The organism is Flagellimonas sediminis, from assembly GCF_010500845.1.
GTDB lineage: Bacteria > Bacteroidota > Bacteroidia > Flavobacteriales > Flavobacteriaceae > Flagellimonas > Flagellimonas sediminis.
The window spans coordinates 1,000,395-1,021,641 of sequence record NZ_JAAAMI010000001.1 but is presented as its reverse complement, the minus strand read 5'-3'; the positions used below and the strand labels follow the sequence as shown (position 1 = coordinate 1,021,641).

Genomic DNA, 21,247 nt, shown 5'->3' with positions numbered 1-21,247 from the left:
GACTTTTTACAGATAGATCGAATCTAAAAGTGGTCCACTTTGGCCCGGCCAGGGTGGGTCACTTTCGTCCGGCCAGCTATGGTCACTTTAACCCGGCGAGGGTGGTATACTATGTCCGGCGTTTCCAACTATACTTTGGGGAAACTATACTTGCAGCACAACAACACACCATCAAAACCATTGACTTTTTGATTCAAAAAGCAAGGTTCTTTGATCAATACTCCCGTTTGATGAACGAACGCCAGCTAAAAGTAGTCCAACGTATGTTTAAAGCAGGATATAAGGGATTTAAAGGAGGGCTTAGTGCGGACAATTATATTCGTATAGCCCAAACATCTGCATCAACGGCCACACGTGATTTAAAGGATTTGGTCAACAAATCCATATTAGTCAAATCTGGTGAACTCAAAAGCACCCGGTACTCACTAAACCTAAAGTTCAAAAACGAAGTTTGATTTTATTTGACAATCATACACGTTTTCGTTTTATGAAATTCCCCAGGCCTCTTTCAATTTTTGGGCGGCTTCATAATTTGAAATCTTGAGATAACGACGGAAAGCCTTTTCTGATTTATGGCCTGAAATCTTCATGATGAGTTGCACATCAATACCATTTAGGTAAGCATTGGTGCAAAAAGAACGCCTACAGGTATGGGAACTTATCAATTTATATTTCTCCAAAAGTTGTGCTTCTTTAATTGTTCCCCGTTTATGTTCAATTTCTACTTTTTGGTGCAGCTTGGCCGAATCCCCAAGTTCCTTTATGCGCCTGTTGAAAGTGAATGAATCAATATCAGGGGCATATCCATCATATTTTCCCAAAATACTCTTGACCTGGGAACGAAGTGGCACTACAATTCGGCCAGAAGTCTTCTTTTGTCGGATATTCAAAAACCCATTATCATCCAAATACTCAGGTCGAATCCTCGAAATATCGGAAAATCGAAGCCCTGTCAAACACCCAATTACAAAGAAGTCTTTTACTTTCTCCAATTCTTTGTCGGCTTTACAATCAACGGCTGCAATAGCCTGAATTTCATCATCAGACAAATAGATGTGATCCACTTCTTCTTGGACTACCTTGAATGCCGAAAGATCTATGGGCTTAATACGGTTTCTGCGCATACGGTCGTTTAAGAAAGCCTTTAAGTTTTTAACCAACTTGCCTATGGTGTTGTTCTTCATTCCGACACCTCCATTTTTTAATGGCGCATGGTACGCTAGGTAATCCGTCCATTCTTGGTAGAAATGATAATCAAAAGCATTGAAATCGATGATGATTCCCGAAAATTCCTGGAAACCCTCCAAATGTTTTCTAAGTGAATTGTAATCCTTGATAACATCTTTGACCACCTTGCTCTTTTTGCTTTCCAGATAATGGTCGAATTCAGTAAAAAAGTCTTGGACAGGTTTTGAATTGATGGACGGTTCCCCTTCTTCAAATTGTTTTTTGAACATTTTTTTTGAAAGTGGCCTGCCCTGATTTCGATGGCTGGAAACAATTTGATTGGCCAAACTGTCCATTTGGGTAAGTTGAACAAATTCAGAACCCACTTCCTTTGATTTTTTAAGAAACGATTTATCCTTGTTCCAATACTTCATTGCAATTTCAATTCCTGTATCGATTTGGATTCTTACATGACGATTTTCATAGTATCTCAACTTGATACTATGGGTGCCATTTTTGTTTGGTGATTCTGAAATATAAAAATTGTAATTATACATTTGCGTGCTGCATTCGTGCTGCATTTTTCATGAAAAGTAGTGTTTTATGATGTAAAATAAAAATCAATATACATTTAATTAATTGATTATCAGTAAAATAATGTATGTTAATGATGTGTTAAAAATGTAGGGCAGCATCCCGTCCAGACCGCATAAGGCTCCGAAAATTCGGGGCTTTTTTGTTTTATGCCTTCTCAGCAAAATCAAAATCTTTCCTTTTTGGTCATGTACAATAAGTAGCTTACCAATGTTATACCGACAAAATAGACGCATGCCAGCAGGTGAATATTGATGGTCGGCATCACCGCTTTGTTCACCACCCCTCCCTGCAGGTAGGTGAACATACAATAGGTATATGGGATAATGTAGCCATATTTCCAACTGAGGGACGCAAGGGCTCCTACCCAAAGGATGAAACCTGTACCCACAGGAACAAGAAAATGTCTGTACTTCAAACTTAACAAGTACTGAAATGCCACAATGGGCAAACAGTCAACAAAGTATTTTAGGTCCTGTTCCAAAAAATATTGAAATGGTATGGGCGCCTTCGGATAGGGTACCCCACCAATGACCCAATAGGGAATAAGGGCCGACAAATAAATACCGATATTGAACAGCACAAAGAAACCCAGCATGATGACAAGAACCAAAAACAGTTTGGAAAAGAAAATGGTCGTAAGGTTCAATGGAAGGGTATGCAACTGCTTCCATGTATTGTTCCTGTACTCGATCTGGGTTATTAAACTGGTGGTAAGGATTGCACCCAGTGGCAATAAAAACAACGCCATCGACTCCCAGGAATTTTGCCAAAGCAACTTCCAAAAATCATCCGCAGCGTAAATTGAAGGTAGCGTCCTATATTGGATTATTCTTGCGACCGTCACGATCGCCGGTGTAAAAAATCCCCCGATGATCACTATCCACAAGGCAAGACTTCTCTTGGTCTTTAGCCATTCGCTTTGAAAACTATGAATGAAAGAAATGTTCATATTCAGTTTTTGATAAAATCCATAAAAATTGCCTCCAGATCATTCCTGACGGCCTTGATCTCGTAAACTTCAAGACCGTTTGCCACCAATTGTCGGTTGATTTTGGCAACCGTATCTTTGGAAATGGCGGGCAAAACAATCCTTCCTTCCTCCATACAGGGTGTCAGGTCATTATCCGCAATGATGCGGGTTGCTTTTTCATTGTCATCGGTTTCAAGGATAACGGACAATAATTGTTGCTGTTTCTCCCTTAGTTCACCCAAAGTCCCTTCGAACATTAGTTTTCCCTTGTTGATGATACCGATGTGGGTCACCAGTCTTTCTATCTCTGCCAACAGATGGCTTGATATGATAATGGTAATTCCTTTTTCCTTATTAAGCTTGAGCAGCAATTCACGGATCTCTATCATCCCATTGGGATCCAAACCGTTTGTAGGCTCGTCCAAAATGAGCAACGAAGGATCATGGAGCAGTGCAATGGCTATGCTCAATCGTTGCTTCATGCCCAAGGAGAACTGCCCGGCCTTCTTCTTGCCCGTATGGGCCAGGCCCACCAAATCCAGAACCTCCTGAATATTTGTCTTTGGGCATTGATATACCTTTTGAAGCAGGTTCAAATTTTCATGCGCTGTAAGATGTCCGTATAGTGAAGGACTTTCTATAAGGGAGCCTACGCGTTTTAGGATATCGATATGGTTCTTTTCCAACGGTTTCCCGAAAAGGGTAATGGTTCCCTGCTGCTTTTTCAGCAACCCCAATATCAGTTTCAGTGTAGTGGTCTTACCTGCCCCATTGGGCCCTAAAAACCCATAGATACTGCCTTCGGGCACCTCAAGGTTGATATTGTCAAGAACCATGTCATTGGCTGAAAAGTGATGGACAAGGTTGGTGATCTGAAGGCTGGACATAGTGAATGGTTTATGCTTTGTAAAGGATGACGATCGTTAGTAAGCTTTGTTACGATCAATAAGGCAGTTAACTGAAAGTCCCAACTCATCGGAAGTTTAAGTTTTTGAGGCCCTTACCCCAATCTATTACGAAAATCCGTAATCCATTTGGAGGATTTTGATCTATTTTAGAGAGGCCGATCAAAACCAACCCCATGCTCAAGAGAATAGCCCTAACCCTTCTACTCTTTTTTCATTTCATTGCATTTTCCCAACAATCAGAGATCAGTTTGGTTTCCTGGAACATCAGGGACTTTGGCAAGACCAAGAACAATGAGGAGTTGAATGCTATTGCGGATATTGTAAGGGATGTTGATATTTTGGCCATACAAGAGGTTGTGGCCGGATTTGGAGGGGCCCAAGCGGTAGCCAAGCTTACGGACATCCTCAATAGGAAAGGAGCCAAATGGGACTATGTGATCAGCAATCCCACTAATAGTCCCAAGTTCGTCTCCGAACGTTACGCCTTTATTTGGAAGACCCATCGCATCAAGATCAAAAACAGGGGTTGGCTCATTTCCGAATTGGATTCCCTGATTGACAGGGAACCTTTTTTGCTGCACTTTTATATGGATGGAAAACAGTTTACGGTAGTCGATTTTCATTCCAGACCCTATAACAAAGACCCGGAAAGCGAAATCAAGGCACTCTCCAAATTTGTCATCGATTCCCTAAAAACCCCAGTATTGATTGCCGGCGATTTCAATGTGGATGAAAAAATGCCCGTTTTCAACACGTTGAAAAAATCTGGGTTTCAACCGACCATCACCAACCAGAAAACAACCCTAAAATGGACTTGCGAACGTGCCGATTACCTCAACTACGCCATCGACAATATTTTTTATTCCAAGGATATCCACAAAGTGGGAGGTAGGGTCATCGACTTTGTACGATTTTGTGAAGAATTGGAAAAGGCCCGGAAATTATCGGACCATTTGCCTGTATTTTTGAGGTTTAAAATATAGAACAAACAACCTATTACCTTTTTGGTGATTACCTTCTTATTTGGATTAAGGCCTTGCTTACCAAATCAGTGAACTCCCCCATCACCTTTTCAGCAAGCAGGCCTATGAAAATCCGAAATGCAAACAATCAAACTATGACTGATGAAATTGGTTGAAATGCTTAGGAAATCAGTCGCTATATATTTTATAATGTATTTAAAAGAACTGGCGTTACGCTATTTGGAAATTAATAATCTCCAGCATGATTTTTTTCCACCCCCAAACCTAACCCCATAAAAAAACAATCCCTTACGGAAATCTGTAAGGGATTGTCATTTATTCAAATAATTAACCAAGAGTAATCAGATTTTGTCCTTCCGGATGAGCTTGGCCAACAGGTGATTGGTGTTCTTGGCCCCAAACTCATCAAATAGTTTACCAACCCTTTTATCAATGGTACTTTCACTATTTGGGGAAATGTTCCGTTGCTTTAACCGGGTTGAAATTTCCCTTTTGGTAAGACCGTCTGCCAAATCTTTCAGGATCAGGATATCGAATTCATCCAATTCAAACACATTGTCAGAAACATTTAGGCTGATATGCGGCGAAACGAAAGTGCGGTTATGGTACACCTCTTGAATGGCTTTTACCAATTCTGCCATCCCATGGCGACCTTTACAAACATAGGCATTGATGTTTTCTTCTTTAAAAAGGGTGTTCACCTTTGCAGGATTGTCTTCCATGGAATTGATGATCACCTTAAGATTGGGCTGCATTTCCCTTACGGCCCTGATGAGTTCCAAACCCGAGGTGAGTTTGCGGTCCACATGGTCCTGTTTAAAAAATAAATCGGTGATAAGCAATTCGAAGGGTTCATGATGGGACAGGGCCACTTTAAGGCGATTGTAGGCCTTGTCACAATACAATTCTTCCTGGATAACCGGAATGTTAAATTGGGTGCGGAGCGTATTCAAGATTCCTTGGTTGGTATCTTGGAAATCTTCGGCGATCAGAACTTTTTTGAACATAGTAGGTAACTGTTTTACTTCGGAATTTGGATGCGGGCCCTAAAACCTTCACCCTTACTTGAATCAAATGTAATGGTTCCGCCAATCGCCTGAATACGCTTTTCCGTATTCCGCAATCCGTTCTTGGAGTGGAGCTCTTTTTGGTTTGCTCCCACCCCATTGTCCAGGTACTCCACAACCAGCATTTTGGTACTGTCCTCAAACCCAATGGTTACCAAGGTTCCCTTACTGTGTTTGGCCATGTTTATCATAAGTTCCTGCAAGACTTTGTAAAGCACTTTCTTCACCCAGGGAGTTATCGTATCCCAATTTATTTCGGCTATTCCTGAAAGGTAAAGCTTTGCATTTTCCGGTGTCCTGAAACGGAGCATCTCCAAAAATTCTTCCTTAAAATGGGTGCTAGTATCCACTTCGTTGATTTCCCTTGAAAAGTTGCGACTTTGACCATAGAGCTGTTCCAACTTATCCAAAACCTTGGATGAATCGGTATCATTTTGTATCATAAGCATAACTTGGTTGAGGCCCGCCCCAAAATCGTCATGGAGCCGTCTCGACATTTCGGCTTCCGTTTCCAAAGTGGCTTCCAACTTTGCCGTTTTGTTTTCTTGGACCATCCTTTTGGTACGCTGTTTAAAAATGTAGTACAAAAAACCAATACCCGTTAGGAGTAATGCAATCCCTAAAAAAGCGATTATTTTTTGATTCCGTTGCCTAATTATTTCCAAGACCCTTTCGGCATTTTCCTTTTCCAAGCGCAGGTTTTTGTCCTGACTTACCTGGTTATCATACTTGTATTTGGCAAATTGGGTCTTTACATTCGTTTCTGCCCGATACAGACTATCCTGCAAAAAAATACGCCGGTCCCGAATTTGTACATTAGTAGGTTCCAAGGGCATCAAGAATTTCAATGCATCTACTTCTGCCCTCGGCATTTTTATAGTTTTGGAAAGCTTGATCACGGTATCTAAATAGGCTTTGGCCACTTGTGGTTTGTCTCGGGAATAGAACTCCCCCAAATGGGTATAGCTGGCAATCCGTCCTCTTTTATCATTTTCTGTTTTGCGGATTTTCAAAGCACCCAAAAAGGGTTCTTCGCTCTTCTCTTTTCCGGAAAGCCATCGGGCATAGGCAAGGTTATCCAAAACGCGGGCATATTCAATGGGTTTTTGAATTAGCACAGTGTCATCAACAATAGAAAGCAACAATGCAATTGCCTCGTCAAATTGGTTGTTATCTATATAGGTAGCCGCTAAGTTGTTTTTAAAAATCAATTTATCGATATAACTATTAGTAGTTGAAATGGCCTCGCTATAATATTGTAAAGCATCAGGATAATTAAATAATTTCCTGTGATTTGTAGCCAGCAAGTTGAGACTTTGGGCCATAAAACTACTATCCTTCGGATTCATTAGGTAAGGCAAGGCCTCCGTCAACGTTACCTTGCTTCCAAAAAAATCGTTTCGATCCTTTTGAATGGTGCCCATCCTCAATAAAGTCCTGCCCACCCAAGAACTGTCTTTACTTTCCAAATAAAAGCTTTTGGATAAGTTATATCTAATGAAGGCACTATCAGGCACCAAGGCCACACCTTCAAAATATAGGCCCATTAAATAGTGCTGTCGTGCAATTGCTCTAAAATCCTTGAATAATGATGCTTGCCCCAACAGCATTTTATCCTGGATCAATAAACTGTCATACTCACCCAAAGAATAGGTTATTCGGCACTTTTGGTACAGCAGATTAAAGGTAAGTGTGTCAGTCTTTAGCTTTTTTCCAAAGAAAAGTGCCTTGTTGATGGCCTCTTTTTTGTTTGCCCATGAGAGTGAATCATTAAGGGATTTTTTGTAATAAAATATAACACTGTCCCTTGTTTTCTGTGCCGCGGCATTGGTTTGGTCTCCAGAAAACCTACACGAAGCAAGTGAAACGAATAGGACAAAAAAGAAAAGCCTTTTCAAAAACATGAGGTTTTAAAAATAAGAAAGCCACACCCTAAGGTATGGCTTAATTTCTAAAAATATTCCTGAGCTAATCATCTCACTCACCTGGTGGTGGCGGAGGTGGTGGGGGTGGTGGGGGCGGATTTCCATCATCCCCTTCTGTTGCTACTGTGTGAAACATAGTTTCAGTGTCCGCTACATCATCTTGGGTACAAGAAAATAGGAACGTATTCAAAATAACGGCCAATAAGGCCAGGTACACTTTTTTCATTTTTAAAAAACTTAGGGTTGAACAAAGGGGTGGCCGTCCGGGAAATTCCCGGAATCGATTGCATGGCCTTTAAGCCACCCGTGGGTTTGGAGTACTCCTTTGTTTTTTGGAAAGTGGAGACTGAAAGTGGTTGATTTGGCTACTTTCCATCGGGCCAAATACCCCCGCTTTACAGAATCCCGTAAAAATGAATTTTCTAGAAAGGCTATGTTAGCAAGGCATAGCGGAATTCATTTATACTTCAAAGTAAACCATAAGGGAAATCAACATGGCAGACATGGAGTCGACTTGTTTTGGACTTCTATTAGACACCAATAATATCAAGGGATACAGAGGGGTCAGGTCCAAAATTTGTCCTGATAAAATTTGTATTTTAATACAATGGATGAGAAAAGAATAGAACAGATTGTCCTAAAAGTTTTTGAGAAAGCGAAAAAAGAACACGCTTCCCATACCAGATTTGCATTATCCAACCATATTAGTGAACATAGCGACTTGAGTTCAAAAACCCTTGAAAGGGCTTATGACCGATATATCAACAAACAGAAGAAATTTGGCGCGCCACATGCTGACAGTGTAAACTTGTTCTGCATGTACTTGGGTTATGACAATTACGCCGATTATCAAAAAAGGAACAGGAAAGGCAACAAGGAAAGAAAGTGGATCACCATTACGGTTTCCATTGCGTTTGGAACCCTTTTACTATACATTGGGATTCAAAATTGGCCTTTTGCCAACCGAAAAGGAAACATTCCCGATAATCAATGCATGGCCTGGGCCGACTCCCTTTATGTAAAGGTTGACTGTGCCACCCAGCCTTTTTCCAAGTTTGGCACCAAAGTGGAACCGCTTGATGCCTCGAGGCTAAATAATCTTAAAAAAGTGGAGGTCAACATGGCCTCCGATTTTTTTACGGAAGATGGTAAGCCCATGATCTGGTATTCTAAAAACAAGGATGGGGAAATTGAATTCTTTACGGCCCCTGGCCTACATCCCATAACCGGGGAAACCCTAAAAAAAATCACCCCCTACATTATTGAGACCTATGTTCCTGCCCATATCAATCGGAAGGGCTCTTTTGTTCAGGAACAATAGTGACTCGTTGATATTAAAAAAGCCCCGAAATTCGGAGCTTTAAAGTTTTCAATTGTTGATCAATTCCAGTGCTTTTTCCAACACCTCATCCCTGCCATCCCGTAACCCTTGAATGGTTGGGCGCACTTCAACGTCAATTTTCACTCCTTTCCGCTGGGTTTCGGTACCATCGGGATAAAAAATTCCTCTTCCTGAAATGGATGTTTTTATTCCGCCACCTAAATTCAAGGTTGATACATCACCATCAGCTCCGGCTGACTGACTACCAACGGTGATGGTATTATCAGCGGATTGTAACGCCATTACGTTAAACTCCCCTCGACTTTGTGTGATTTCATTTACCAAAACAATTACTTTACCCTTGTATTTTTCATAATTTTTTGAAGCCCGATATTGATGACCTTTTCGCCATACAAATTGACCTGGATAATCAAGATCTGGCTGAATCGCCTTGTAAAATGAGCGCTCCTCAAACAGATAGGATGATAATTTGTGGATTGCCCCTTTGGGGTAATTTCTACAATCGAAAACAATCGCTTTGGTATCCTTAAATTCATCCATCATTTCCTCAACATTTTTCCCTGTTAGCTTTCCCATATTCACATAACCAATATTGCCAGCCAATACCTTCCATGCTTCCGTTTCTTCCGATACAAGTTTACTATAAGGAATTAAAGCGATCTCAGCCTGTTTTACTTCCCCATCCCTTTGAAAGGTTATTTTTTTTGTGGATGGTTCCGTGGAGCGGATGATTTCATATCCCAAATTCCTGAACTTACTAGCTGGATTAGACCCCCAAACATAGTCCATATGGTTTTGGATCATACTTTCTACGGTCACATCATCCACTGCAAGAATGACATCCCCTCTTTTTATAGGCGATTGTTGAGCCAAAAAATCGTCATAAAATCCCCTAACCACCAATTGCTCACCTATAAATTGGGTTTTTATGTTGGAATAATAATACTTGTTATGTGAGGTAGCGATTCCTCCATGGGCATCATTTATTTTAACAATCATTTGTAATAAGGCATCATGGAAATCCTGCTCAGAACGGGCAGTTTCTAATTTTGGAATGGTTTCCAACAACACCGTGTCCCACGGCTGATCCGTTTGGTATTTATAGGGAAAGAAGTATTCCACATAATTCCAATATTTGAAAGCAATCAACAACCTCATATCTGGATTGGACCAATCCAGATTCTTATATTCCGGCTCATTTTTTAAGGCAACGTTGCCCACTTGTTTGTAGGGAGCATGTACATAATGTTGCTTCCCTTGAAATCTGTTTTGCTCAATAAACTTAAGTTTATCGCATAATTCTGGGGTAAAAACTTTGTCATCATACAACCATGAAAGGTCAAAGTTCTTATCAAAATATTCTTGATCAGTATCCTTGGTACATTTTTTACAAATAGGTATTTCTCCAAGTCCGGCAATCCAATTCAAATAGATTTTTGATAATGCCTCCTTACTATCGGCTGCCTTTACCTTTGGTAAAATTTCAAGAAGTTGGTTGTCCCAATCAAATTTTCCATCGGCCACCTGTGGATGATAGTATTTCAGAAAGCCCCAAATTTTTGCAGTTGAGGCCAATTTTTCAGTTTCAGGAATCTGTTCCGCTTTGGCGATTCCTTGCAATGTCAACAATAAAAATGCAAATAGTAGATGTTTAGTCATGTTGAATGGATTAGTGGTTCGGATTAAATATAACTATCTTCCTAACAGCCGATTAACCCCCCCTCTTTAACTTTAAGAACAATTAACGCAAAACCTGTAAAATTTAAGTTTCCTTTAATAGTTTGAACGTTTTTAGAACTGTCTGTAATTCAATTCTATGAATGGGTTCACCAAACGTTATAAAAAACATAAAACCCAGTAAAATTGGGATTTACGGACCATTTGCCCTATCTTTGCATCGATGACAATCAAGCTCCACGAGAGAAGAAATTGCAGGATTCTTAGTTTTGAATATCTGGTTTTTCGAAACCAACCAGATAAATTCATTCCTCCTACCCTCTAAATACTCAACCCCGACCGGGTAAATTTTGTGATATGACGTTGCGAAACTTGCTTTTGCAGCCCTATCATATCGTCCCTATTGCGACCATTAACTAAAATCCAAGAATTATCGTACAAGAAAAAATCATGGTAATCAAAACCTACGATGCCTTTACAAGGCTTTCCACCATGGAGGCCAACCGCTTTACCAACTTCCTTTTTGAACACCAAGAAGGGCGCAAGGCCACTAAAAAGGCCATAAGAAAAGCCATTCAGTATTCCACCAAGGACATACCCGGCTTGGGTGGTTACGTATTCTCCATGGAAGAAAAGGAAGAAATCCTGGGACTGGCCGTGGTAAACAAAACGGGCATGGGCGACTACATACCGGAAAACTTTTTGGTGTTCTTCGTGGTGCACCGAAACCATAGGAACCAAGGAATTGAACAAAAACTGTTGGAATACACCCTCCAATATTGCAAAGGGGATGTGGCCGTTCATATAACCGGCGAGAACCAGTGTCCCAACAAACAGTTTTTTGAAGCATATGGGTTTAACGAGACCCATACGGAAATGAGATTGAACAGATAAACAGGATATATGCTAAAAATTGAAGTAAAACCAGGAGAAAGTATAGAACGGGCCCTTAAGCGCTACAAAAGAAAATATAGGAACACCAAGCGCTTGGACGAGATCCGGGACCGTCAGGAATTCACCAAAAAATCGGTGGAAAAAAGAAAAACAAAGAAAAAAGCACAATACAAGGAAAAATTCCTGAACGAACAGGAAAATAGTTAAACACAAACCTATTATCATTATCAACAACAAAATGAGACTTTCAAAGATTAAAAGGGAAACCAAGTATGAAAAACGCTACAGTGTCAAAATGGGGGAACTCACCACCCAGGTCACGTACATCAAAAGGTACATCCTCGGGCTACCTGTGCGCACATTGCACAAGTACCGGGAAACCTATTATGGTAAGGTGAAAGACTGTAAAGATTGTAAAATAACCGCGTAACCCAATAAAAACCTTTTAACAAAAAAGAATGAAAGTATTAGTCATTGGAGCAGGTAACATGGGGCTTACCTATGCCACAGGTATGTCTAGATCCAAACTGCTGAAAAAGCGGAACATCATGGTTTTGGACAAATCAAAAGAGAAAATGGAGGAAGTGGACAAAATTGCCCATTTTGATGCCATAGACCGTTTGGAGGACTGCGTTCCCAAGGCAGACATCATATTTTTGGCCGTAAAGCCCTACCATGCCGAAGATCTTTTCAAACGCATGAAACATTTGGTAAACCCCGAACAGTTGTTCATCTCCATCATGGCGGGGGTCACCATTAAATATATCCAGGAAGCGCTCGGAATCCAGAAAGTGGTACGGGCCATGCCCAATTTACCTGCCCAAGTGGGCAAAGGGCTTACCAGCTATGTTTCTTCGGATGAAGTATCCCGACTGGAACTTTTTATGGTGGAAGGCCTGTTGGATACCACAGGGAAATCCCTTCGTGTAAAAAGTGAGAAATTCATCGATGCCTCCACGGGAATCTCCGGCAGCGGCCCCGCCTACGTATTTTATTTTATGCAGAGCATGATGGAAGCCGCCCTGCAGATGGGCTTTTCCGAAAACGTGTCCAAAGTACTGGTCAGCCAAACCTTTACCGGGGCAGTGGAACTCTTCAACCAAAACAACCTTACCCCCGACTCATGGATGGAGCGTGTGGCCTCCAAAGGAGGCACCACCCGTGCGGCTTTGGATTCCATGCAGGACAACAATGTAAACGAAATGATCAAGGAAGCTGCTTTTGCAGCCTTTAACCGCGCCGTGGAACTCGGCGAAGAATACTAAAAACATGTACAAAGAACTCGTGGTCATCAAAGTGGGAACGAACGTGATGACCAACAAGGACAATAGAATCGTTAGACCCGTGCTCAACAGTTTGGTACAACAGATAGCTGAATTGTATGAGCGTGATATCATGACCATTTTGGTCTCCTCTGGATCCGTCATTGCCGGTAAGGAGGTATTGGGAAAAGCCAAAATCAAGGACAAAACCCAACGTAGACAGGTATATTCGGCCATCGGACAACCAAGGATGATGCGCCATTATTACAACATTTTCAGTGATTATGGGATGAAATGTGCACAAGTGCTGCCCACCAAACGGGATTTTAACCCTGGTGTGCACCGCGACAATATGATCAGTTGCATAGAAGGTCTGCTGTCGGAAGGTGTGGTGCCGGTTGCCAATGAGGACGATGCCGTATCCGTGGCCATGTCCATGTTCTCGGACAATGATGAACTGGCCACCTTATTGGCCCAGTTGATGAATGCGGACAAGCTTATCCTGATGACGGATATTGATGGTTTGTACGACGGTCACCCGGAAAAAGCAAACTCCAAAGTAATCGAAAATGTGCAGCCCAAGGAAGATCTGGAGAAATACATTGAAGAAGGAAACAAGGCTGAAGGAGAAGGCCGGGGCGGCATGGGATCTAAATTGAACTATGCCCAAATTGCGGCTGCCAGCAACATCCCTTCCTACATTGTGAACGGAAAAAAGGAAAATGTGATCATAGATATTGTAGAAGGAAAAAAAGTGGGGACCAAAGTCTCCCTTTAACTTTAAAATGAAGAACATGAAATTATTGAATACAGATATAAAAAATAAAGTATTGGCCGATATGGAGCACATCCTGGATCAAAATCGGGAAGCTTTGCTCCAAGCCAACCAAAAGGACCTGGATGCCTTTGACCGGGACGATCAGGCCCTTTATGATCGTTTGGTGGTCAATCAGAAAAAGATAGACCAAATGATCCAAGCGGTAAGGGAAGTAAGATGGCAAGAAGATCCCGTCAACAAAGAAATCTCCACACGGGAACTGGACAACGGCTTAAAGATCATCAACAAAACGGCTCCGTTCGGGACCATCATGATCATTTACGAATCCCGTCCCGATGTGACCATCGAGGCCGCCGTATTGGCCTTTAAGGCCAACAACAAGATTTTGCTGAAAGGAGGTAAGGAGGCCTATCACAGTAATAAGGCTTTGGTCAAATTTTGGCACGAGGCCTTGGCTAAGAATGATTTGCCCTCCGATTTTATCCAATTCATGGAAATGGATAGAAAACAGACCCAGGCCTTTTTGAAGAACCCTGACCAGCAACTTGATCTGATCGTGCCCCGCGGTGGGGAGCGGCTCATCAATTTTGTGAAGGAACACGCCAAATGCGCAGTTTTGGTCAGTGGTCGAGGGAACAATTTCCTTTACGTACACAAAGAAGCAGATTGGCAAAAGAGCCTGGAAGTGATCGTAAATGCCAAGACCCATAAAATTTCGGCCTGTAATGCCCTGGACAAGGTCTTGATAGATACTAGAATTGAAGATTACAAAGGAAAACTCAACGAACTGAAACAGCTACTTTCCAACAAGGGAGTATCCATATTGGTAGATGGCAAGGTGAAGGAAACCTTGAAAGATGAGGAGGTCATTTCCGATCAGAGCGTATGGAAGGAAGAATTCCTGGCCATGAAATGTGTGATCGGCGCCGTGGACACTTTGGACGAGGCCATCCAAAGAATAAATGAAAATTCAGGTGGACATTCGGCCACCATTATGACCCAAAACAACAGTGTGGCGCAAACCTTTATGGAAAATGTGGACTGTGCGGCGGTGTACCAAAATGCATCCACCCGCTTTACCGATGGCGGACAAATGGGTGTTGGGGCCGAGCTGGCCATCAGTACGGACAAATTGCACCACCGCGGACCTCTTGGACTAAAGCAATTGGTCACCAACAAATACTATGTATTTGGGGATGGACAAATTAGGGTCTAGCATGGATTGGCATAAAAATATGAAAGGAGGCATAATGCCTCCTTTTTTGTCTAAAAATGTCGTGATGGAGCTTTCATTCACATAAAAACGTTCCAGGACTTGTCTTATTGGCAATTTTCCTAACTTTTACTGGTCATTTTTTAAGAAATTATCTAGATTTATTATTCAAAACAAATAAAGTATGGGAAAATTTGAAATCAAAACGGATAAATCTGGTCAGTTCAGGTTTAATTTGAAGGCCGGGAATGGTCAGGTTATTTTGAGCAGTGAAGCATATACCACCAAATCTGCCTGTGAAAATGGCATTGAATCGGTAAAAAAGAACTCCCAGGACGATGCAAGGTTTGAGAGAAAGACCGCAAAGGATGGAAGCCCTTATTTTAACCTTAAAGCATCCAATGGCCAAGTTATCGGAGCCAGTGAAATGTATTCCAGCACTGCGGCCATGGAAAATGGTATCGCTTCAGTTAAGAAAAATGCCCCTGGTGCTTCCACAGAGGATATTTCTGCTTAACCCAAAAACAAAAAAACACAACTAAACAGCCTAAACAGGCTGTTTTTTTATACCCATTTTTTTAGTGGGCACCAAGAAATCGTTCCCATCCCGAACAACTTCAAAATAAGTCACCAAACCAAATAGGTCATTCATTGGTTCAAATGGGTCATTCATTAATCCACCGAATACCATCCCATTTTTTGATTATATGTTTGTCTTGCAATTACGCGTTAAAGCTCGTTGAGAAAGCAAGATCAATCTTTAACGCATGCACATATAGCAATGCACTTTTTGAGACTGTTGGTCATAAAAGTGTTTAGTTTAGTTGAGGTTTCCGTTACGCCAAGGAATTTGAATCAAATTCCTTGGTTGTAATGGTTTTTATTTGGATAGGAATCTTTGCTCCACCCATATGCTACATGTCCCTTCATCCCCTCCTATTTGGACCAATCAACGATCATCTTCCCAGTAAAATAACATCAAAACAGGAATTGTAAAATTCCAGATGAATCCAATTGCTCCATTCATCAATTCAAAAAGCCATTCTATTTATTTGCCCCAGGCAACTCCCTTTATTTATACTCTCTTTGGCCCGATTTTAAGCTTTTCAATAACCCAAGCCTAATTATTAGGTCAAAAACAATTTTAACCATGCTATCAAAACATACCTTGTTGGGCATCGTGCTATTTCTTTCAATACACCTGCTCAAAGCACAATCTTATGAGGGCCTGCTCACCGACAATTACAGTGGTGTCCACGGCATCCTCTCCAATCCGGCCAACATTGCCGATTCAAGATTAAAACTGGATATCAACCTGATCGGTGCCAGCGCCTTTTTTGGAAACAACTATTTGGGATTGAACATGAGTGATGCCTTTAAAGATTTCGGAAAGACCTTTGATGAAGCCAGGACAACTCCCAAAACGAACAACTTTTTGGCTTCCAATCTCGATATCCTTGGACCTTCGGTCATGTTCAACCTAACCGAAAAAAGTGCTGTGGCTTTATACACACGGGCCAGACTTTTACTTAATGTGGACGACATCAACGGTGCGTCCATAGATAAGGAAGGGGGCTTCAATGAAGACGAGGACTTTTTTATCAATGAGGGGGATGTCTCCGGGGAAATCAACCTTTGGACAGAGATCGGTGCTTCATATGCCCGAGTCCTTTTTGATGGCGGGGAACATTTCTTAAAAGGTGGGGCAACCCTAAAATACCTTTCGGGAATCCACCATGCTTATATTAGGGGTACGGATGTTACTGTGGATTACGATTCCGCAACAAGGGATGTCACGACAACGGGAGAGCTTACCTATGGTAACGATGCTTCGGGCAGCGAAGGTGATGGATTGAGTGATTTTTTCACTTTCGGAAGATCCACCGGATTCGGAGGAGATTTGGGTGTTGTGTACGAATGGAGACCCGATCACCAAGATTACAAACTTACCGATGGTGCCGGAAACACGTACTTAAACAAAGGGGTCAACAAATACAAGTTGAAATTCGGGGTATCCATTACCGATATCGGAAAGATCAACAACAAAAAAGGGGAAGAGGACACCTATAATTTGAACAAGACCCAAAGCATTGATGATTTTGACGGCATGGACTTGGAGGATGGGCTCAGTAACAATTTTGACACCACTGGCCCCACTCATGAATCTGCGGATACAGGGTTGCCGACTGCCTTGCACGCCAATGTGGACTACCATGTAGGATCCAAATTTTATTTGAACCTGAACTCCGATGTCAACCTACAGGGCAAGCATAAGATCAATTCCAACCACATCCGCAGTGAGATTGCCTTGACCCCAAGATTGGAAACCGCTTGGATCAGTGTGTATTCCCCGATCAGTTTGATGCAACAGGTAGGGTTCCGATGGGGTGTTGGCTTAAGGGCCGGACCATTTTATGTGGGTTCGGGTTCTGCCTTGACCGCATTGTTCGGGAATTCGTCCAAATCCTTGGATGCCTATGCGGGAATCAAAGTACCTATCTACCAAAACAAGCTAAAAGATAAAGATGGGGACGGACTTAAGGATGATGTAGATGGATGTCCGGAAACGCCCGGTCCAGTTGAAAACAATGGATGCCCCTGGAAGGATTCCGATAGTGATGGTATTTTGGACAAGGACGATGATTGTCCAAACGAAGCGGGACCAAAAGAAAACAAGGGCTGTCCTTGGAAGGATTCTGACGGCGATGGCGTTCTCGATAAGGACGATGACTGTCCAAATACCCCAGGCCTCAAGGAATTCAATGGATGCCCCGATGCAGATGGCGACGGTATCATCGATCAAAACGATCGTTGCCCAAACCAACCGGGGAGCAAAGAAAATAAGGGATGCCCAGATACCGATGGAGACACTTTGGTGGACATTGATGACGATTGTCCTACCATTGCAGGTCCAGTCAGTAACAAAGGTTGCCCCGAGGTAACCATAGCCGTTCAAAAACAATTGAATGCATATGCCAAGACCATCCTGTTCGATACCGGAAAAGCAACCATTAAACCAGAATCGGTTAAGGTAATGGTGGATATCATCCAGATCCTGAACGAATACCCAAATGCCAAATTCACGGTGGAAGGCCATACGGACAGTGTGGGCAGTAACGAGAGCAATCAAAAGCTTTCAGAGGCTAGGGCCAATTCGGTAAGGGACTTCTTGATCAATGAAGGTATTTCTGGAACTAGGTTGACCGCTATCGGTTACGGGGAAGAAAGGCCCATTGCTTCAAACACCACAAGTTTGGGAAGAAAACAGAACCGTCGCGTAGAAATCAATCTGATAAAATAACCATGCTGTTTTAGTTCATTTATCGGTATAGAGCACAAGGTTTGGTGTATCTCGTGTCTTCTTCAACTACAGCAATGGTTGGGCCGCCAGGAATTCTTGGCGGCCCTCTTGTTTTTTGATGATTAGTTTCAAATTAATAATGGTAAGTAAAAGCCTACAATCATAATAGCTTAATAATCAAATCTTTTAAAGCTTCATAAATCCATTTCCTTATTCCATCAATTCTAAACCATCATAGGTTAATCCATCCACATGGGGTATCTGGATAGTCCCTTATTTTATACTTACCAAATCTATTTCTTGCCCAAACCTCATGCAAGAAACCTTCAAAACTTAACTGCTATGATTAAACTTTTACACTACTTTCTTTTCAATCGATCAATGGTAGAAAAAGGACATCCCTGTTGGGTAGCCTCTTCTTTTGTCATAAGGATCGTACAATGCTCAATTGCAATAATCTTGCTAACCCAAAGCAATACCCTTCAAGCCCAGCAACTGGATACTTGGTTTACCGCGGATAGGGCAGTGAATCTACCTCCGCTCCCAGGCCCACCCAATACTGATTTATGGTTGTTTGATCCATTGCCTACTGCAGGTCCTGTATCAATATGGTATGATTTTGTAGACTACGTGGCACAAGATGCCATTCCGCATCCCGCTGACCCATTCAATTATCCTCTTGCCTTCCCAAGTGGTTTTGACTATCCCTATCCGAATTCAGGTGGTGCATTTCCAAAGTACTTGAATCCAACAGGTTCTGTCCCCGGTGTTCCCACTTTAAACCTAAATGCCATGAATTTCAATCCTGTGGTCGAATTTGATGGTAATGCAAATAGTGGAAATGGTCAGGCGCTCCATTTTAAATCGGATTCCAGAAAAGAGATTACCGTATTCATTGTATTCAAGGCACAAGGTGCGGGCAATACAGCAGAAACACAACGTTTGTTATTTGGTGGGGACGTGGACATGCACCATATCAATTCCTTCCCCGATCAATGGACCACCAATTTATCCTTGGGAGTTTCCAATGGCAACCGATTTTCAGTTGGAAGAACTTGGTTTGGGGATTCTGGCGGTTACTTTCAAAGTGGCTCAATAGATCTTTTGGCCAAACCAACCATTGGTACCTTTCAAAGAACCATCGGAGTGGATGAGGAACGTTTGTTGACACATGTCAATGGTATTCCTGATATCTCTACAGCAAGAGGACAAACCATCGCAGACAACGATCTCTTCTTTTTTAACCGATTGGGAAAACATTTCAACAGTAATGACCCCAATCGTAATCTTACAGGCGAAATTGCCGAAGTCTTACTGTTTGATGGGCCCATCCCAGCGACGGCAATTCAGGTGGCAGAAAGTTATCTGGCCGTCAAATATGGTATTACACTTTCCAATGGCCCTGGTTTGGGTAGCGAAGTCGGAAACACCAACTATAACTACCTAGCAGCGGATGGAACCGTTATCTGGCAAGCAGAAGCCACTTATAAATTTGATATTGGAGGCATTGGAGCGGACAGATATAAAGACATGGATGGAGGTGACAATTCCACCAGTTATGATGATTTAAAGCTGCGTTTTAATCTGCATCAACGCATCTCCAAAAGTGAAAACCCCGAGGCTATAGTCACCATGTCCACCAACACCAATTTCACTACGGATAATTTGGATGACAATCGGACCATCATTGATAAAAGTGGTCTAGAATCGTACTTACACAATTTTCTGCTTTGGGGGAGTGATCGCGGCAACATCAATGAAATTTTAACTGAACTTCCTTTGGGCATAACCAGTAGGATTGAAAGGGAATGGCGGGTTCAAATGAACCAATCTGCAGGCCTTAGCCCCATTAGCGGGGTAAGTGTTCGCATCAACCTCAATGGATCGGATATTTTGGCCCATGGCGATTGTGCCTTAAAATTGATGATCGATACGGATGAAGATGGCGACTTTACCACCGGTCCCATCACCATGATAGATGCCACAAGTGTAGATGCTCTGGGATTTGCCTATTTTGATGGGGTCAATTTTGATCACAGGGACGTTTTCACGGTTGGTTTTGGGGATACTGTTCCCCCAACGGCGAGTAATCCGGCCACCATTGTTGTTTGTGATAGCGCACCCGATACGGATATATCGGTTGTCATTGATGAAGATGATAATTGTGCCGTGGATACGGTGACCTATATTGGGCAAGTCAGTGACGGAAATACAAACCCCGAAACTATCACTCGAACCTATAGGATTACGGACACTTCAGGCAACTTTACAGATGTTCAGCAGCAAATTTTAATATATACTACACCTACTATTGATGATATTCCGGACCAAACAGCCTGTGATTCCTTTAAATTACCTATCATAACAGGTACAAGCCTAAGCGGCAATCAAGCTTATTATGACCTTCCAGGAGGACCCGCAGGAGGAGGTAATCAATATGTCCCAGATCAAGTGATCTCTTCGGATATCACATTATATATATATGATGAAACGGGAAGTGTTCCTAATTGCTTTGCAGAAGAAAGCTTTTTCATTGATATTACCAATCAACTTGAAGCTGGCGTTGATAGTTCGATAGATTTTTGTGAAACTGGAGGAGCCAACACTGACCTATTCGCCGCACTTGGACCAACAGCAGATACTGGAGGAATATGGACTGATGATGACTCCTCAGGTGCAATCCTTTTGGACCCAACAAATGTGGATTTCTCATCCATCACAGCAGGAACCTACCATTTCACATACAGTTTCCCTCCTATCGGTGGGTGCTCTGCGGATTCTGCCATCGTTACCGTCAACATTACATCCCAACCTCAAGCAGGGCTTAACGGCTCTTTGGAACTTTGTGTTGGTAGTGGGGTAGGTACCAATCTCGAGGGCGCTCTCAATGGAACCCCAAATGGTGGTGGTATTTGGAGCGATGACGACCTTTCTGGTGTTGACTTATCAGACCCTGCAAAGGTTGACTTTTCTGGTCTTGCAGCAGGAACTTACCATTTCACTTATTCCTTCGCGGCCATTGGAGGATGCTCTGCCGATTCCGCCATTGTTACCGTGACGATCAACAACACCCCACTGGCCGACGCACCGGCCGATGTCGAGAGCTGTGACTCCTACATCCTGCCCGCACTGGCCAACGGCAACTATTTCGACGCGCCCAACG

The 21,247-nt window shown here is 42.3% G+C and carries 18 protein-coding genes and 1 pseudogene; 12 read left to right on the top strand and 7 right to left on the bottom strand.

The genetic code is table 11. The features are described 5' to 3' along the window. A pseudogene (locus tag GTK07_RS04555) lies at window positions 1-455 on the top strand (hypothetical protein); the annotation flags it as partial. Between the two features lie 30 nt (window positions 456-485). Here the strand turns inward: GTK07_RS04555 and GTK07_RS04550 are convergent. From GTK07_RS04550 to GTK07_RS04540, 3 genes are all read right to left on the bottom strand, one after another. Further along, entirely contained in the window at window positions 486-1,724 is a 1,239-nt protein-coding gene (locus tag GTK07_RS04550; RefSeq protein ID WP_235932436.1) for a site-specific integrase, read from the bottom strand. A gap of 203 nt (window positions 1,725-1,927) precedes the next feature. Then, entirely contained in the window at window positions 1,928-2,713 is a 786-nt protein-coding gene (locus GTK07_RS04545; protein ID WP_163633414.1) for an ABC transporter permease, read from the bottom strand. A gap of 2 nt (window positions 2,714-2,715) precedes the next feature. Beyond that, the gene (locus GTK07_RS04540) at window positions 2,716-3,621 is read right to left on the bottom strand and encodes an ATP-binding cassette domain-containing protein (protein WP_163633412.1); all 906 of its coding nucleotides are present in this window, start codon (window positions 3,619-3,621) and stop codon (window positions 2,716-2,718) included. Window positions 3,622-3,815: 194 nt separating this feature from the next. Between GTK07_RS04540 and GTK07_RS04535 the strand changes: the two genes are divergently transcribed. Beyond that, entirely contained in the window at window positions 3,816-4,625 is an 810-nt protein-coding gene (locus tag GTK07_RS04535; protein ID WP_163633410.1) for an endonuclease/exonuclease/phosphatase family protein, read from the top strand. Window positions 4,626-4,966: 341 nt separating this feature from the next. Here the strand turns inward: GTK07_RS04535 and GTK07_RS04530 are convergent, their stop codons facing one another. The 3 genes from GTK07_RS04530 to GTK07_RS04520 form a co-directional block, all read right to left on the bottom strand. Then, on the bottom strand, window positions 4,967-5,632 hold the full coding sequence (locus GTK07_RS04530) for a DNA-binding response regulator (protein ID WP_163633408.1): 666 nt from the start codon (window positions 5,630-5,632) through the stop codon (window positions 4,967-4,969). 14 nt (window positions 5,633-5,646) lie between these two features. Next, a complete protein-coding gene (locus GTK07_RS04525) occupies window positions 5,647-7,590 on the bottom strand; it encodes a tetratricopeptide repeat-containing sensor histidine kinase (protein ID WP_163633406.1) in 1,944 nt (647 codons plus the stop codon). Window positions 7,591-7,669: 79 nt separating this feature from the next. Continuing rightward, window positions 7,670-7,843: a hypothetical protein gene (locus tag GTK07_RS04520; RefSeq protein ID WP_163633404.1), complete on the bottom strand. Its 174-nt coding sequence runs from the start codon at window positions 7,841-7,843 to the stop codon at window positions 7,670-7,672. A gap of 381 nt (window positions 7,844-8,224) precedes the next feature. Between GTK07_RS04520 and GTK07_RS04515 the strand changes: the two genes are divergently transcribed. Further along, window positions 8,225-8,938 carry a hypothetical protein gene (locus GTK07_RS04515; RefSeq protein ID WP_163633402.1) on the top strand — a complete coding sequence of 238 codons (714 nt, stop codon included), beginning with the start codon at window positions 8,225-8,227 and terminating at the stop codon, window positions 8,936-8,938. A gap of 48 nt (window positions 8,939-8,986) precedes the next feature. Here the strand turns inward: GTK07_RS04515 and GTK07_RS04510 are convergent, their stop codons facing one another. Next, window positions 8,987-10,618, bottom strand: coding sequence for a S41 family peptidase (locus GTK07_RS04510; protein WP_163633400.1), 1,632 nt, complete (start codon window positions 10,616-10,618; stop codon window positions 8,987-8,989). 468 nt (window positions 10,619-11,086) lie between these two features. On the opposite strand from GTK07_RS04510, the gene GTK07_RS04505 reads away from it, so the two are divergent. From GTK07_RS04505 to GTK07_RS04465, 9 genes are all read left to right on the top strand, one after another. Beyond that, on the top strand, window positions 11,087-11,530 hold the full coding sequence (locus tag GTK07_RS04505) for a GNAT family N-acetyltransferase (RefSeq protein ID WP_163633398.1): 444 nt from the start codon (window positions 11,087-11,089) through the stop codon (window positions 11,528-11,530). A 9-nt stretch (window positions 11,531-11,539) separates the two neighbouring features. Beyond that, window positions 11,540-11,737 (top strand): 30S ribosomal protein S21, encoded by a 198-nt coding sequence (gene rpsU, locus GTK07_RS04500; protein ID WP_163633396.1) that lies wholly within the window; start codon window positions 11,540-11,542, stop codon window positions 11,735-11,737. Between the two features lie 31 nt (window positions 11,738-11,768). Beyond that, on the top strand, window positions 11,769-11,960 hold the full coding sequence (locus tag GTK07_RS04495) for a hypothetical protein (RefSeq protein ID WP_163633394.1): 192 nt from the start codon (window positions 11,769-11,771) through the stop codon (window positions 11,958-11,960). A 28-nt stretch (window positions 11,961-11,988) separates the two neighbouring features. Continuing rightward, window positions 11,989-12,795, top strand: coding sequence for a pyrroline-5-carboxylate reductase (gene proC / locus GTK07_RS04490; RefSeq protein ID WP_163633392.1), 807 nt, complete (start codon window positions 11,989-11,991; stop codon window positions 12,793-12,795). A 4-nt stretch (window positions 12,796-12,799) separates the two neighbouring features. Continuing rightward, a complete protein-coding gene (gene proB / locus GTK07_RS04485) occupies window positions 12,800-13,570 on the top strand; it encodes a glutamate 5-kinase (RefSeq protein ID WP_163633391.1) in 771 nt (256 codons plus the stop codon). 16 nt (window positions 13,571-13,586) lie between these two features. Further along, window positions 13,587-14,786 carry a glutamate-5-semialdehyde dehydrogenase gene (locus tag GTK07_RS04480; protein WP_163633389.1) on the top strand — a complete coding sequence of 400 codons (1,200 nt, stop codon included), beginning with the start codon at window positions 13,587-13,589 and terminating at the stop codon, window positions 14,784-14,786. Window positions 14,787-14,967: 181 nt separating this feature from the next. Further along, window positions 14,968-15,300 carry a YegP family protein gene (locus GTK07_RS04475; RefSeq protein ID WP_163633387.1) on the top strand — a complete coding sequence of 111 codons (333 nt, stop codon included), beginning with the start codon at window positions 14,968-14,970 and terminating at the stop codon, window positions 15,298-15,300. Window positions 15,301-15,933: 633 nt separating this feature from the next. Continuing rightward, complete coding sequence (locus GTK07_RS04470; RefSeq protein WP_163633385.1) at window positions 15,934-18,084, top strand: DUF5723 family protein; 2,151 nt, start codon at window positions 15,934-15,936, stop codon at window positions 18,082-18,084. Window positions 18,085-18,543: 459 nt separating this feature from the next. Continuing rightward, window positions 18,544-21,247: DUF8202 domain-containing protein (locus tag GTK07_RS04465; protein ID WP_163633383.1), on the top strand; the 2,704-nt coding region annotated here is incomplete at its 3' end.